Origin of the sequence: Candidatus Endolissoclinum faulkneri L5, assembly GCF_000510265.1 — a bacterium.
GTDB classification, from domain to species: Bacteria; Pseudomonadota; Alphaproteobacteria; order Thalassobaculales; family Thalassobaculaceae; genus Thalassobaculum; species Thalassobaculum faulkneri_A.
Genome location: NZ_CP006745.1, coordinates 1076933 through 1093736, shown reverse-complemented (window position 1 = coordinate 1093736; position 16804 = coordinate 1076933). Strand labels below are relative to the sequence as shown.

The 16804-nt window shown below is 32.7% G+C and carries 10 protein-coding genes; 4 read left to right on the top strand and 6 right to left on the bottom strand.

Annotated elements, in window-relative coordinates:
• Positions 1 to 9: 9 nt before the first annotated feature.
• The 4 genes from P856_RS03155 to speD form a co-directional block, all read right to left on the bottom strand.
• A complete protein-coding gene (locus P856_RS03155; RefSeq protein ID WP_025300724.1) occupies positions 10 to 669 on the bottom strand; it encodes a protein-L-isoaspartate O-methyltransferase family protein in 660 nt (219 codons plus the stop codon).
• Positions 670 to 2065: 1396 nt separating this feature from the next.
• The gene (locus P856_RS04155; protein ID WP_025300723.1) at positions 2066 to 3991 is read right to left on the bottom strand and encodes a glycosyltransferase family 2 protein; all 1926 of its coding nucleotides are present in this window, start codon (positions 3989 to 3991) and stop codon (positions 2066 to 2068) included.
• Between the two features lie 943 nt (positions 3992 to 4934).
• Positions 4935 to 5783, bottom strand: a complete 849-nt coding sequence (speE, locus tag P856_RS03145; RefSeq protein ID WP_025300722.1) for a polyamine aminopropyltransferase — start codon at positions 5781 to 5783, stop codon at positions 4935 to 4937.
• Positions 5780 to 6286, bottom strand: a complete 507-nt coding sequence (speD, locus tag P856_RS03140; RefSeq protein WP_025300721.1) for an adenosylmethionine decarboxylase — start codon at positions 6284 to 6286, stop codon at positions 5780 to 5782. Before speD ends, speE begins: the two co-directional genes overlap by 4 nt.
• 1239 nt (positions 6287 to 7525) lie before the next feature.
• On the opposite strand from speD, the gene P856_RS03135 reads away from it, so the two are divergent.
• Positions 7526 to 7897, top strand: coding sequence for a LapA family protein (locus P856_RS03135; RefSeq protein ID WP_025300720.1), 372 nt, complete (start codon positions 7526 to 7528; stop codon positions 7895 to 7897).
• Positions 7897 to 8607, top strand: a complete 711-nt coding sequence (gene pyrF, locus P856_RS03130; RefSeq protein ID WP_025300719.1) for an orotidine-5'-phosphate decarboxylase — start codon at positions 7897 to 7899, stop codon at positions 8605 to 8607. Before P856_RS03135 ends, pyrF begins: the two co-directional genes overlap by 1 nt.
• A 1433-nt stretch (positions 8608 to 10040) precedes the next feature.
• Here pyrF and P856_RS03125 read toward each other — a convergent pair.
• A complete protein-coding gene (locus P856_RS03125; RefSeq protein WP_025300718.1) occupies positions 10041 to 10634 on the bottom strand; it encodes a carbonic anhydrase in 594 nt (197 codons plus the stop codon).
• Between the two features lie 2058 nt (positions 10635 to 12692).
• Between P856_RS03125 and erpA the strand changes: the two genes are divergently transcribed.
• Together erpA and xth are read left to right on the top strand one after the other, a co-directional pair.
• On the top strand, positions 12693 to 13049 hold the full coding sequence (gene erpA, locus P856_RS03120) for an iron-sulfur cluster insertion protein ErpA (RefSeq protein ID WP_044214913.1): 357 nt from the start codon (positions 12693 to 12695) through the stop codon (positions 13047 to 13049).
• 94 nt (positions 13050 to 13143) lie between these two features.
• Entirely contained in the window at positions 13144 to 13935 is a 792-nt protein-coding gene (gene xth, locus P856_RS03115) for an exodeoxyribonuclease III (protein ID WP_025300716.1), read from the top strand.
• Between the two features lie 625 nt (positions 13936 to 14560).
• On the opposite strand, the gene P856_RS03110 is transcribed toward xth, so the two are convergent.
• Positions 14561 to 15286, bottom strand: coding sequence for a GmrSD restriction endonuclease domain-containing protein (locus P856_RS03110; RefSeq protein WP_227028659.1), 726 nt, complete (start codon positions 15284 to 15286; stop codon positions 14561 to 14563).
• Positions 15287 to 16804: the final 1518 nt, after the last annotated feature.

Here is a 16804-nt window from a genome sequence, read left to right as displayed (position 1 = left end):
ATAATTTTCTTAAAATACGAACCTTGTCTTTGTACGGAAGTTAGAGAGTAAAGGAGTGTTTGCGTTAAAAAGAACTCTTCGTCCTATATGTGATTTGACTTTTTCATATAGTACTGCTATGCCAGGTCCGTTAGGTAAATCATACTCAACCGTGACAAGTCTTCCTTTGTCAGATAGTTTATCTAATAGACTCTGTGAAATAGTTTCAACACCGCCATCAATGATGATTATGTCATAAGGAGCTTGCTTAGCGCATCCCAAAGTAAGCGGAACGTTAATGATAAGTGCGTTGTCTATATTCAAGGTTTGTAGATTAAAATTTCCTGCATCTACCATGCCTTGCATATCATCTACCCCTATGACAAAAGAGACTAATTGAGATATAATCACAGTAGAGTAACCGGTTCCACAAGCAATATCTAATACTACGTCATTTGATTTTGGCAAAGCTGCCTGTAATAAACGTGCTAACACCATTGGTTCCAAGATGTAACGACCATCACCAATTTCTAGCGCTTTATCTACATAAGCAATTTCTTTCATAGCTTTTGGTACGAAGAGTTCACGAGGGATGGTATGAAAGACGTTGATTAAATCTTGATTGGTTACTTTATTAGCTAGAATTTGGCTTTTAACCATATTCATTCGTGCTATAGCGAACTTATCCATACAAACTACCTTACTTATCGGATGCGTAGTCTTTATTAAAAGAGTAATTAGCTATAAATTTTTTAAACTTATGTTTATTAAATAAATCATATTAACTTAATGAATTGTCGTGATAAAAATTGTATATAGAATAATATAGAATTCAATCCATTTAATATACAAGTCAATGATATATAGAAAACTAAGCGTTTATCTAATCAATATGCAAAGTTCCATTCAAAATTTAATAAGCTATAAGTTTTAATCAACAACCAAGTTCTTTCGCACAGGTTATTGTTATTTTTCAAATTTAGAGCTTTATGTGTCAATATAACTTTATTTACATAATCAAGCAAAATTATTAAATAATGATTATTAGGTAAATTTTCTTATTGTCAATATTCTTATATTGACATATAGTATTGCTTAATATAGCTAGATACGTTGGATTATAGCTAAGTTTACTGGTTTTTGCTGCCAACAAGGCCTTTAATGCAAAAGGTCAATGTTTTTTGACTGTGCAAATATTTTTAGTACCATAGATTTTGTGTTTAGCAAACGCTATTACTTAAGTGGAACAGCAACAAAGCTTGCTCAATTTATGTTAGGATTATTTTAAAATCAAATAAAAAGCTGTGTAGGCTAATTCTTTATAAATTAATAGCAGTAATTGAAGTAGCAATAATTACTATTTGTTTTTTTTAGATAAAAATAACGATCTTTATGTTGAAGTAGAGATGGGCTTCCTCGTATTAGCCAGATATACCTTAATGCACTTATTATACAACCATCGTAACCATGTACAATTATAATTACCTATTGATGTGAGGAACAATAACAATGTATAATAAAGTGATGCATTGAACTTAGTGTGCATTGAAGAAACTATAAAAGGTCATACAAGTAGTAAACTATCTGCATCATAAATCTTTATTAGCAATGTCATATAAATAACGGTGAGTTGTATTTGTATTATTGCTTACATGCAAAAATTCTTCTTAGAAGATTTTAAATGAAAATTATACAACAAGCACTATTAATTCGGCTAAATTTATGGTTTATTCTATTCTAGGGTGCTTTTATACTCATAGCTCACTGAAAGTGATTCAATTTTACCTAACAATCTTTCTATTACTAATTACAAAAATTACGCATGACTTAATTTTGAAGAAATATCAACCTTAAGACTACTATTGTTAATTTTTGAATAAAAAGTTAAGAGCATGTAACATCATGCAAAAGCACGCAATAATCTTTAAAATATTATTAACAATATCTGCTATATATTCTCATACCAAACAATTAATATACTAAAAATAATTGATTTCTTGTGAGCATAGCATTAATACATTTTCGCAGGGAAGGTAGAATAGAATAATCTGAATATGGATTTAGAATTAGATTCTTAATCCGTAACCTATTTCCGCCAACCAGCTAAAAAACCACGAAAGACAGCATAAAGTTTAGTAATTGTGTTAGTATCGTAGACTATCACTTTCCATACATAATACAGCGCAGCACAAAAATCCCATGCGACCCACGCCGGAACTTCAGAAAAAAATTTTCGCCAAACTCTTACTCGGTTGCGGTAAATCATATGGATTCGCCATGTTGGATGAGTAATTATTGCGAATTTACATCCAAGTAATGTGATATGTTGAAAATCCCCTAATCGATGATCAAGTGTTGCGTTGCCTACGCCAATTATCTCAAATTTTGTCTGACGCATGCGCAGGCAAAACTCGATATCAACGTAGTCGATAAAGAACGGCACTGGCATCCATCCAACCAAATCAAGCACATCTCGTCTAATTAGGCTACCTGAAGCAATAGCGAAGATGGCAGAACGGACCAGTTGCCCGGGTAGCATTGCAGTGCGATGTAAATCCCAGCCTGTGTCGCTGGATAACATATATTGTTTTAGATTCCCCCTTGCATCGCAGAGTCTAGGCGATAATAGACCTACGTATTTACGATCTGAAGCTAGTGATCGCCAGCCATCGAGCAATTTAACTACCATATCATCTGCTGGGACACTATCGTCATCTAGTAGCAAGATCCAGTCAGCTCCTGCACTACGGGCAATTTCCAGCCCCTGGTTCTGGGCAGATGCTATTCCCAGGTTAGTAGTATTTTCAATAATTATTAACGCTGAATCTGTTGTTATTTTCTTGCGTAGATACTGGCGTACATTTTTTGTGCTTGCATTGTCCACCAGAATGACCTGAGAGCTTTGTGCTAAAGCAGACTGTAGGACATCATTTAACCTTGTATCCGGCTCATGACTAACAACTACTGAGATAATAATTTCGCTATTCGGGCTGCTTGCTAAGCAATGGTCTTGTAGGTTATTAGAAATTGGTCGCGCATCAATTCCTCTTTGTAAGAAACGTAGCGGAGACCAAGTCATAGCATCAAGTGCGCTTACTTTACTCGTTTGAGAAATAATTGAACGTTCTCGTAAGATTTCTGGAAAAGCTTGAATCGCCTCTCGTAGTGCACTTACTCGTATTCTTGCATTTACAAATTTACCGCACAAAAGTACTTTTAACACACTTGCAAGCGCTAGAACAATCATTACTGGAGAAAACATTAAAGCCGTTAAACCAGGCATACATCGCACATAAGTCCAAACACGATTTCTTGTGGCAAATCGTAAGACAAAATTTGAAGATGCTGAGCTTGATTCTACATGCTGCACAACTGCCCATGGAGTAATTACCGCTTGCCATCCGGCTCTTCTTAGCCGTAGGGCAAGGTCTACATCCTCATAATAGCAAAAAAATCGTTCACAGAATCCTCCTACCATATCGAATGCTTCACGCCGGTACAATGCAGCAGTAGCGCATGCGCCAAAAACTATACTTTCTTTTATTGGGACTGCTAGACTATTTTTTCCTCCTCGCCATGCTGCCCCCCAGGGAGAATACATATCGCCCATTCCGTCTAACTTGTTTGTATTCTTCTCGCTAAGTTGTACGGAGGCGATAGCGGCCGCTTCGGGGTGACGATTAGCTGCAGCAACAAGAGCATCTAACCATCCAGGTGTAGCGAAAGCATCTGGGTTCAGTGTTACCAGGTAATTTCCTTTGGCTAATTTTACTGCTAAATTAATACCGGCCGCAAAGCCTATATTATTTGGTAAGCTTACTATTCGTAACCAATTGTAATAGGGGATTGATTCAATCGAACCATCTGTTGACGCATTATCAACCAAGATCACCTCAAACGCTCTTCTGCTTTGATGATCTAGAGCTTTTAGACAGCGACCTAGATTAAAGCCAGACTGATACGCCACAATTAAAATAGATGCAAAAGTATGTGATACCGGCGCGGCCTTCACTAGCTTACTCTATAAAGTATCCAAAACTTCGTAGCATAATATACATAGAAACATTTGTGTCTATCTAGTCATAATTGTTATGATATCTTGTATATTATGATATCTTGTGTATAATCTAAAGTAAAGCTATCAGTAGCGATAAACTTACTAAACTCTTCTATTATCATCCAGCGATGATAGATTCTTTCAATCTGATACAGCTTAAGTTTAATAATTATAAATTTATGTTGCCAGTTTTTTTAGATGATTATTTCTGAATCGCAAGTTACATTCGACGGATTTAGCTTTAGTATTTAATGCTTAAATTATAACATCAAGATAAAATATTTAACGCATTTTGTAAGAATGGTAGATAGACAACGATTTTATCTGTAGTTATGACTCTCTAAATATTTTCGATGTCATGCTTACCTTCTGTTCAAGAAAACAGCTGCACAACTTATGTTCAACTTTTGACATAAGGCAATGATCACATAAGGTACAAATTTTTTACTAAACGGCTAAATGCACTTTATGATACTAGCCAAGAAATTTCTGGTACCATACCTAGTATAACTTTAATGAAATATGTTCGTAGCTAACTATCACAAATTCTTGTCTGACAAGAACCTAGCTCGACCTAAATTGGGGTGACTTTTTAAAAAAGTCCAGGTAGGTTTTAAATTATTATTAAATAATGCAATTTAATTATAAAGAATAGATGATATCGAATATCAAGCCATTACTATCGACATGCAATTACTCTTTATACAAAAGAAAAAGATTATCGAAGGAATTTATTAATCATACAAGCTATATCAAGATAATTAAAACTAAATCAGAATAAATCATCAGTATTTATAGCAGATAGTACAAAGCCAATCTAAAGCATAAAATACGGATCCTATAATCAGAATTATCAAAGATAAAAATACACTACATCCTCGATCTATCTTAAAAAAATCTACTGCAATAAGTCCAAGACAAACTTTGGTAAAGCAAAACTACCTAAATGGATCAACGGCGTATAATATTGGGTTTTAAAACTAACATTAGCAAATCTATTCTCAATAGTAGAGAGTTTAATATTACGTGCTCTTTTATTATTAGCTGCCCAACCGAATGCCATGAAACCACCCTGATAGGTTGGTATTGGAGCAACAAAGAACCAAACATCTATGAAACTTTTTCTAAGACGGTTCCAAGAATCGGTTATCAATGAGCCTTGCAAGTAAGGAACACCATTTTGTGTTACCACAATTCCGTCATCCGTTAGACAACGACTACATGCGTTATAGAATTCTTCAGTGAATAGAACTTCACCTGGGCCAACAGGGTCGGTGCTATCGATTATAATAACATCAAATCGACGACGTGTTTCAGTGATATAGCTAGCACCATTCGTAATTATCAGCTCCAAACGCGAATCCGTAAAAGCACCTGAGCTAATAGATGGTAGATACACTTTGCTCATATCAACCACTACGCGATCAATTTCTACCATCGTCACCTGCTCAACCTCGGGATGTTTAAGTACTTCACGAATCATGCCACCATCGCCGCCGCCAATTATCAATACACGTTTAGCATTACCGTGAGCATTTAATGGCACATGAGTCATCATCTCGTGATAAATAAACTCATCTCCTTCGGTAGTTTGGATTACATTATCAAGCGCAAGCACTCTACCAAATTTTGCATTCTCAAATATGATCAATTCCTGATGGTTAGTTTCCCCGCGGTAAAGAAGTTTTCCGGTACGAAGGCCCTGGTTCCACCAGGGATGTAAAGTTTCGATAAACCAATTAGTCACGCTACAATACCCCGACGATGATCGCCTACATTAATGCGTTCAGGCTTAAAGGCTGTTTTAAGCACATCCACTGATTTGTACGGTTGAGCTTCTCCGCACATGAAAATGTCAAATGCCGCATAGTAGCATTCTGGCCAAGTATGTACTGAGATATGAGATTCTGCAAGCACAACTACACCGGATACACCGCCATTTGGCGAGAAACGATGCAAGTGAATATTTAATAAGGTTGCCCCAGCTTCTTTTACACATTGCTTTAGCGTTGTTTCTATATGTTCTATATCATCAATTTGTGATGCTCCCCATAGATCAATGACTAAATGAGTACCGGCAAACGTTAGCCCATCACGTTTAACAAAATGATCGAAGCGTTCATCTGAGCTAGTAAAGCTAGTCGAAGGAAGAAGAACAATGTTGTCAGTGCGATGATTGCCATCTAATGCATCATTGCACTGTTCCGTTTTGGTTTTTGAATCAAGCTCCAATGACCTCTTAGTCTGCATATAATTTAACCCCCTATTTATAAACTATCATAGTTGATTCCTAAAATAGTTGTTTCCTAAAAGTAAAAATTAATGATGAAAAGTATAGTTGGACATAATCAATTAAGCTAAGTAAAATATTTCTCGAAGTCTATGGTGTTAAGACTAGTAAGGTAGTCTTAACACCATAGAAGAATGTTAGTCTTAACACCATAGAAGAATGTTAGGACTTAGTGATTCTTGGCTACATTAAATACTTTAAGTAACCCATTGACCTAATCACTATAGGTCGAATTTGAACAAGCAGTCAAGAGGATTTAAAAATAATTCTTTAAGATCAATTGAATATTCTAAATCTCTCAAATATAGTGCTTATTTATGCATTTTGCGATTTATTTTGCCCTCTCCCATTAATTCTTGTTTCCACACTTCTAAAGGTAAACTATTATTAAACTTGACTCTTGATTTTTCTTAAGGTAACATATAGCATATTTTTACAATTTCTCTCGATTATTCGCCTTCATTATATTTTCCTATGCTCAATCAGAGCAGTTTATTGCCTATGTTCAATATTAAAGTAAATCAAAAGGCATGCTAAATACTTAGGTCTAAGATATTTATCTTAAGACCTCCGACATTTTAGAGCTCTAGAACATAACTTGCATTTATTTTGGTACTACTAATTTTGAGTTGGATTTGATTAATTTTTACCAAAAAAACTTCATTTTAGTGATGTATCTTCAAGCATCTTTTAGATCTTACTTTCCAATAATCAATCTTAGCTTTTATTAGTAGCTTTTTACAAAATAGTGCACTGCTCTCGTATAAAATAATGAGATTATTTTATACGAGCAAGATAGAACAGCTAATCAAATAATTATATGACGGTCGATTTATCGTTTTATTGTAGAACAATATCTATTTTGCATAACTTAACTGGGATAAGTATCAGATAGTTAACCAGAGCAAGTTTTATTAAGTTTTTTTTATTAAGTTACTATACTTGATTGATGCAAATTTATACTTTGCTCGTAGTTAGCTAATAATTACTTTAACATGTAGATTATTTTTGTTTCTTAAATCTAAGAAGTAGAGCATTTTAAGCAGTTTTGTAATAAATTGTTTATTTGCAATTCTAACTGCACATAATTTCAAGTTATCTTGACATAATATACTTATTAATTAAAAGTATGCTTGTAGTTGTCATTCGATTACGACATTGTGTTTGACTTCAGCTTACAGTACCCTTAGAGGTTTATAATGAGGTATGTTAATAATTGGGTGCTTACTTTAATTTATTTTTGTATTAAGCTTCCAATTACTGCTGCGGTAATACTTTTTGCCGTATCTAATTGGAAATCGATATCGTTGAAGCTATGGCCTTTGCCAGGAGTATTAGATATTCCGATGTCCCTTGTATTCGTGTTGGCGCTCGTTATTGGCTTTATTGTAGGGGCGGTGATCGCTTGGAGCTGGGGGTTTAATCATAATATGCGCGCTAATCGAGCTGAGAAGCGATTAAAAACTTTGGAAAGTGAGCTTACTTTTATGCGTGTTCGTGAAGAAGAGATCCGGACTCAGTTGCCAAAAGCATCCAAGAGTTTTAATTTTATTGATAAACAAATAAGCTAATGAATACTTGCGAAAGAATATTTGTTGCTATTGACACTACGGACATGGAGGAAGCTAAATCTTTAGTCACCAGGCTGCGTAAGCACGTAGGTGGCATTAAATTAGGTATCAATTTTCATAACACTAATGGACATGACGGAGTTAGAAAAATTGCTGAGGATATACCGCTTTTTCTTGACCTAAAATATCACGATATTCCTAATACTGTTGCAGGAGCTGTTCGTTCCGCTGTGAGCGTTTGTAGGCCAAAGATCATTAATGTTCACGCCTCAGGCGGAGTAGCGATGATGTTGGCGGCAGTCGAAGCTAATCTAGAAACTGCGGACAAGATCGGTATTACTCCGCCGCTGATGATCGCAGTTACTGTGCTTACAAGCATTGATGACGATGATCTTGCAATGATTGGACAATCTTGTCCATCTCGTATTCAAGTTAAACGTTTAGCGCTACTAGCCAAGAAATCGGGCTGCGACGGGGTAGTTTGTTCTCCTCATGAGATTCGGATACTTAGACTAAATTGCGGGGATGGTTTTAGGTTAGTTGTTCCAGGTATACGGCCATTTGATTTGACCAAGGATGACCAAAAAAGGAAAATGACCCCAAAAGCAGCGATTGCTGCTGGAGCTGACTATTTAGTAATTGGTAGGCCCATAACTCAAGCACCTAATCCTGCTGCTGCTGCTAAATCTATATCAAATATGCTGCTATGATAATATATTTTCCTTCAACTAATCAACGACCGGCAGTTAGTTTTTATATAAAATTATGCTTGTTTACTGGGCTATTCTATAGATAGGAAATAGTGGTTTGCGGTAGCGTATTACTTATCTTAGCTTATGATATAATTTTTTTGACTAAAAAAAACTAATTGATTAGTTCGAGTGTGTAGGTAAAATCTATTATTCTATTTAGAAATTTCACGAAACTTTCCCTCGAAGATTTACTAAATTTTGTTTCTAGTATTGACCGCTAGCGATAATCAAAATACGTAATATCGGTAACGATAAAATAAGTTAATTTATATTTTAGAGTAATTGTTAAGTAATAGCAAAACATTGTTCGAAATTATAGCTGTGTTTGCGGTGAAGGTTTTTGCGTGAGTATTTTTAATAATATTCTTAATAAAATATTCATAAATAACCAAGTAAACTCATTGTTGATTTACTTGGTTATAGCAAGCTGGCTAGATAAGCTAATGTTTGGTTTAACATATCGTGAATAAATTAACTTTTTGAATGATTTAATTTTGTAGTTTAAGGTTTCTTCAATTGCTTTCCTTGGTCGTAAATTATAATCATTGATCATCATAAATCGTAACAAAAGGCAATCTAACTTTTTTATGACACTACAATCTCTAATAGTACTATAAAAATTTGTTATGCTTACGTGTTTAGTTTATTCAATAATATAGAAAATTAAACTTTAACTTGCTAAATAAAACAACGTTTTGTTCTTAATAATTAAAAAGCAGCATGAATTTTCTGGTAACATTAAAGATTACCAAGTTATTAGGTTCATTTTTGGTATTATCATTTGATATCTGATAGAGTATACTATTGAATAATCACTAAGTATAAATGTTAAAATTTACAATCTACATAATTAATAATATAAACATTTATGATTATTTACATGTTATTTTATTCTTTTCTTATTTGTTGAAAAGATATAGCTCAAATAATAATACTACTTATGTTGCAGCTTATATAAGCAATTATAAAAGATTATGCTTATGCAACTACCTCTGATGTATTACTGAAAAGCTATTTTGTAAAATAAACTTATTAGAAATAAGAAAAAGCAATTTGCCATTTTATAGATGAACTAAGTTGTATAAATTAACGCTTATTTTCAATTTATTGATTATAATTTAAGCGAATTTATTGTAGATATCTTGATTTTGTTTAGAACGCCACAGTGCGTAAATTTAAAAATATCAAAGTCAATTTTAAGACACTTTCTTACAGGCAACAATTTTTAATTCTTAGAAATTAAGATCTAGGGCAGATTGTTAAAAATACAATTACTATAACAATTATAAAGCTTGTTTTGGAAGTAGTTTATATAGTTGCTATCTTCCATAAAAATTTATTCAATTTTTGCAAAACCTCTGAATGGTGAAAATTTTTAATAAATACCTTGTTCAACAATCCCTTCGGCACAATTCACTTAAAATTCCATTTCTCATATCATACATAAGACCGTAAACCTGCAAATTAATAGAATTCGACCAAGCATTTTGCACAATCGTGGTGTGACATAGATTATCTACTTGCTCGATAACATTAAACTCTGCAAGCTGTTCAAGGGCCTTTTCTTGGAGCATATTTTCTGGCAATTCTCGTACATGCAAACGATGCACTAGTCGTATATGATTTAGCCAGTTATCAATTAAATTGTTATTATTACCAGCCATTGCTGCACGTATACCACCACAGCCATAATGACCGCATACTAAGATGTTAATGATACCAAGCACTTCTACGGCAAACTGTATAACAGACAAACAATTCAGGTCGGAGGGCACAATCAGGTTTGCTATATTGCGATGGACAAATACTTCCCCAGAAGGTAGATCCAAAATTTGGTTAACAGGCAATCGACTGTCCGAGCAGCCTATCCATAAAATATCAGGGGTTTGTTGAAGAGAATTTTGATCAAAATAGCTAGGATCAGCAGTTTTTATACGCGTTGCCCATTGACGGTTACGATCTATGATTCGTTTGATATCATTCATCTAATTTACCTAAAAATAATTCAATTATTGTTTACATATATCTTGGCTGCAGCGTCATTCGCTATAAATAGCTGATGCTGCAAACCGATCGTCATTTTAGACTACCGCTTAATTTCTCTAGATACATTCCTGATATTTTTAATCTAAATATTAATTGGTAGGCTAATATGTTCTACATCGTTTATAATAATTACTTATCTATAAGTAAGATATTTATTTAATTACTTATCTATAAGTAAGATATTTATTATAAAAAGTATGTATATTTTAGAGATTTATGCCTTGAAATTATTAATTATTTCCACTTTAACTGCCTACCTTATGATTGTCTTAAAGAATGGACCCATATTTAATTTATTAGGGCAACATGAATAAAAAATTTATGAACTTCGAGCGAGATGCTTAATAAAATTCCACTATATATTCCGTGTTATCTACTCCTAGTGGACAAATCAGCCTGATATAGTATACCTCATCAAGACAGTAACAAGAGAAGTTGCTTTTGATATGCTAGATAACATGGTAAATTTATAATATGTTTTATATAAAATTATGTTTATATAAAACAAAATTTAATTTTTAGTTAGAAAATACTATCTAGTAAAACTACAGCAATTATTAGGGGAGGGGTAATCAATTTATACAATTGCTGCATGTATTTTGACTGTTACTGTAAAAAAAATGATAATGTCAGTCGACAGTCTAATTTTTATATCGAAATTTGGAGGATATTAATAGCTAAAATTAGAATTTTAGTAAACCTTCTCGATAGATATGATCTAAAGCATTAAAGAAATTTATCAATTACCCAGGTAGTGTAACAGTCAAACGCTTGCTGAAAGCTAATAGTGGATGTGAGTAATTTTAGCATAAATAATGCTTGATATTAGAGTGTGAGTCGAAAGGAATTTGTTTGACAAGATAGGCAATAATTAATCTAGAAATTTGCTTTATTAGAATTATTTTTTATTGTAAAAATCTGCCGCAATTAAGTGCTATTTGTTTTAAATAAATTAAACTAGCTAGTTACTACAATAGCATGCGAAAATTAAGATAAAATATTTGGCGGTAAATCATCCGATGATGAATTGTTTAGATTATAAAGTTTAAAGTTTTACAAAGTTTAAGGTTTTGTTTAAGAATATGGTTTAAGTTATAAATAATCACACTCAAATTGTTGAGTTAATATATAAAAGTAGTTTTTGTCGAAGATCTCTTGATTGGTTGAGATAGTATAGCCAGTTTATAGTTAATACGTTGCCAGATTGCTACAGGCGTGCGCAGCCGTGTCTTGGAAAGGTACTTAATTAATATACTAGTTCTTCTGAGCAACATCAAAGGATGAAATTTGTTCCGCTTGCTGTTGTAAATAATACATCAAGATTTTTACTTTTATTTAGATAGTAAGTGCATAGAAAACGTTTTATAGTCTATTTTCTATGTTAATTAAAATAATTAAACCAAATCACTAACTTCAAAGAAGAATGATTCATTTCATAGTATGGGCATTTTAAATGGTAATGTTATATTTGCCGTCAATTTTATGGAGTATTTATACCATATTATTGACTAAAATAAATTAAGCTAGTCGCATCAATTTTCAACTGAAACAATAATTGCTTAGGTTATTATTTTTTTTAATTTGCTTTGGTTGAGTGATTGTCTTTTTACAATAAATCTTTAGTTATATTTTTTTTTGCATAAGATATTACTGTGCTGATAACCTATAGTGGATAAATACCATTTGTTTTCTTAATTTATGTTATGAATCAAACTATCGCTCAAAAACTGCAATAAATTATTTAGCTGTAGCTAACATTAAAGATACGCTATAGCTGTAGCTAACATTAAAGATACGCTATACTATAAATTTATTACAAGTTTTCTAACCTTAAAACTTAATTTGCGTTTATCTTGGATCTTTGCTATAAGCGGACTTGCTTTTATAGTTGCTTTAATAAACTATCGCTTTGATGTAATTTTCATTGAGTTAGTTATTGAAGCTGTAGATTACAGCGCTTACCTTACTGTTGTTTATTTTTATCAGGACACTCAATAATGACAAAATGCTCGTCGCAGGAGCGTACATTTATCATTACGGAAAATGCAGCTAAGCGAATTGCTTTCTTAAAAAGTAAAGAAAGTAGCTTGCGTGATTTACGAATGAGAATATCTGTTCTTGGCGGAGGATGTGCTGGCTTTCATTATGTTTTTGATTTTGACAGTATAATGAACGATGATGATCATATCTTCGAAAGTAATGGAGTCGAAGTTTTGGTTGATGACCTCTCCTTAAATCTGCTAACGGGGGCTCAGCTTGATTATAAGGAAGAGCTTATGGGTGCTTATTTTGCTGTAAAAAATCCTAATGCTAAATCATCTTGCGGTTGCGGGACAAGTTTTTCGGTAAGTTAAACAACTCCTTGCTTCTTAAGCAATTAATTGATAATATAAGGCTTTTTAAGCATTAGGAGCTTGCTTTTTTGTGCCGAAATGTGGGTTAAAGTTTGTGAAGTTTGCTACTTGGAACGTCAATTCAATTAGAGCTCGTATTTCAAATGTTTTAAGCTGGCTAAGAGCAGCTAATCCAAACGTGGTTATGTTACAGGAAATTAAGGTGGTCGATGAATGCTTCCCGCGTTTAAAGATTCAAGAACTGGGCTACCAATGTATTGTTCACGGCCAGAAAGGATATAATGGTGTCGCAATACTTTCTAATCGTGGCTTTGGCGACGTTTTGCCTTATCTTCCAGGTGGTAAAGAGGAAGATGCACGCTATTTAGAGGCTACAATAGATGATGTACGTGTAGTCAATATATATCTACCTAATGGTAATCCAGCTAATAGTGAAAAATACATATATAAACTTAGCTGGATGAAGCGCTTAAAGATGCGTGCAAAGGAGTTGTTGATTGATGAAATGCCTGTAATTCTTGGTGGTGACTATAACGTAATTCCTACTGATGATGATGTCTATGATCACAATGAATTACAAGGGAATGCAGTTATTAAGCCGGAAATTAGGGCTGCTTTCCGTGAAATTCTTTGGCTTGGGTATACTGATGCCTTTCGCGCCAAAAACCCTACCAAGCACAGGTACAGTTACTGGGATTACAGTGGCCGGGCTTGGCAAAATAATCGTGGCTTTCTTATCGATCATTTGCTATTATCCCCTCAAGCAGCTGATAGACTGGAGGATGCCGGTATTGATACCAATCCGCGTGGTCAAAAGAAGGCAAGTGACCACACGCCAGTTTGGTGTACTTTAGCAGACCGCAGTATGACTAAAATAATGCCATGAAATTTTCAGGTTGCTTACTTAAAAAGTATTATCGCTGCGTGTATTTTAAATGCTTGGTCTAAAAATTAAGACAATAGCTTGTGCTGTCTAAATAAGTAGCAGTACAAGCTATTGTCTTTCTACTTGCTTGCTAATGCAGCTAACTTTTCCATCTAATTAGCTGTTTATATCTGGTTTTTTATAATATTTTGTAAAAATACTCGTTCCTGAGCTGTAATATCTTGAGAGGGTCGATAAGAATTTTTGCATTAACACATAAACTAAGCTATACAACAATAAATTATTATTAAAAATAGTAAGAGATTGTTGATTCTAATATGAGCTTAAGTCATTAAATAGGTCAATATTTTTAGCCGTTTTACAAAAACTAAACTTGATTTTTATCTAATAATATGTTTTAAATTGATCTTGCTATAAAGAGGCTAATAAACTAGCAATTTACATTAACTGATATTAATTAGTTTTGTTTTAGTTGTTTATAGTGTTGTCTTGTCATTTATTACTATTATCATAGAAGGTTATATTTTTTATTTTTAATTGTATCAAAATTAAACAATATAACCCATTTAACTTGGTGGTCAACAATCAATTTTCTAATCGCAGTTTAGCATTGGGGAGAAGAGTGCTAATCTAAATAGGACCTAAGGACCATCATGATCTTATTATGAGTATCTTTAAGCGAGCAGCTTTTTATTACTATATTGATCCACAAGCTTTCTAATAAGTCCTCTTTTAGCTTCCAACGTTTTTTTGTAGCGCGCCAATTAGCTACATACTGGCACCAATAACTCAGCTTGGGTGGCATCCAAGATAGTGGATCAGAGTCTCCTTTAGATCTGTTTGTTTTTTTATCAATAGCTATTAATGTATCAGGATGGGAAAGATCGTTAGCATAAGCTTCGCGTCGGCTAGCGTTCCAACGAGAGGCACCTGAGCGGTGTGCTTCTGATAATGGAACTAGATGATCTATATCAAGATCCGAAGGATCATTGAAGCTTTTGCCATTAAATGGATCGTACCATTTGCCAGATATTACCTTACAACCATCACGACTTAGCACCGGAGTTTTTAAACTTTCGGAAATCAGAACTTCTTGACGAGTATCTCGGCAGTCTTTATCAAAATCGCTCCAATGACGATAAAGTGCACGGTCAAATTGCTTATGTATTGGATTAAATTTTTTGGATCCAGAGGTTAATGCAACTATAATACCGATAATCATTGCAGCCGAACGTATTATTTTCCCCTTACGGGGCTTCCAGAAACGGGTGCGTTGATATTTGATAAATTTACGTGGTTTTGCTTGGCGTCGAGACATAGCTAAAAGATTATGAGAGTGTATCTGGTTCATTAGCACTAGCCTAATCACTAATAGAAGAAACTTGTAGATAAAGTAATATTTTTTTCAAAAGTATGAAGAAGCTATATGCTTTAGTTGTAAAAACATAAGGTAGATTATTGATCTATCTAGATTTTATAAAATGTAAAATATTTCAAAAATAAATACATTTTTGCTATTTTATTATCATAATAAATGTAGCTATTTGAGTACTCAATGGATATTGTTTTTCATTTTTATTGGCGTAATGTTTTTATTATACTTGTTGAATAAACAAATTTAGCATTTAACAAACAAGTTCTTAGAATTGCTTTAGCATATGAGTAATCGAAACAAGATGTACGATAATTAATCATTTTTGTACGAAAATTTTTTTTTCGAATAACAACAGATGATACTGTGAAGCTACTATAACTATACTTTTATAGGTAATTATAACTTTTATAAGATTTTAACTAAAAAATAATTATATTGCCTTAACACAGAGGATTAAACGCAAAGTATATTCTAATTACAACAATTATAAATATTGCACAAGATTATAAAATTTTCTTATCTTTTAGATAATCTAAAAGTATATTTAACAAACAATTAAGTTCTTTAATTATGGTGGTTCAAGAAGATAACAACATAAATCTTTTTCGATTTTTAAGTAATAATTTTTTTTGCTTTTAAAAATTAAGCATATAATAACATTTTTATAGTATTACTAATATTAATTAACTGGAGCTATTGTACTAATGCTGTAATTAGCAATAAAATTATTACGATAATTTATCATTTCAAGCAAATTAATCATCATTTATTGCATAAAATCTAATATAATAGCATAAGACTGTTTAATACACCTATATCTTGCTATTGTAAGAGCACAATAATAACATTTAAAAGCTTTTTATATTATAAAGATAAATAGAGTATTTTTAATTTAATAAATTGGTAACAAATTTTTCAAAAATATTAAGAGTTAATTAAGCATACATTTAAAGCAAAATTACTTACAAATAATTTTAGCTAGAGTAATGAGATAGTTTTTTTATATACTATTAAAGACAGTAAGATATAATTATTTTTTTTTTGGTTGAAATTATAGTCTTTAGTAAGCTATTTGATAAATAGTTTGATCACTAAGTTTATTTTTTTTCTTGCGAAAAACATAAAATTAAGTCAATTAGCATTGAATTAATTTTTCCATTATAATTATCTTCATAAATATTTACCAGCATTACTCGTCGCATGCTGGCGCTAAACACAATTAAGCCTCTTAAACTTAAATAATCAATAATCCCCTTACTGCTACTGAGTTAAGAACTAAAATTTATTTTTAGTGTATCTTGTATAGCTATTGTTTTCCAATTATACAAAAGGCTCCCTGAGGGTGGTTGGATAATAAACTAGAAACTATCCGTGGCAATACTTTGATTGCTTGATTTTTTTAATTCACTAAATAAATACTATATTTAGTGATGGCAGTACTACTGCTTAATATCTCTGAATAATCTATTACAATTGTTTTATTGATAAATAGTA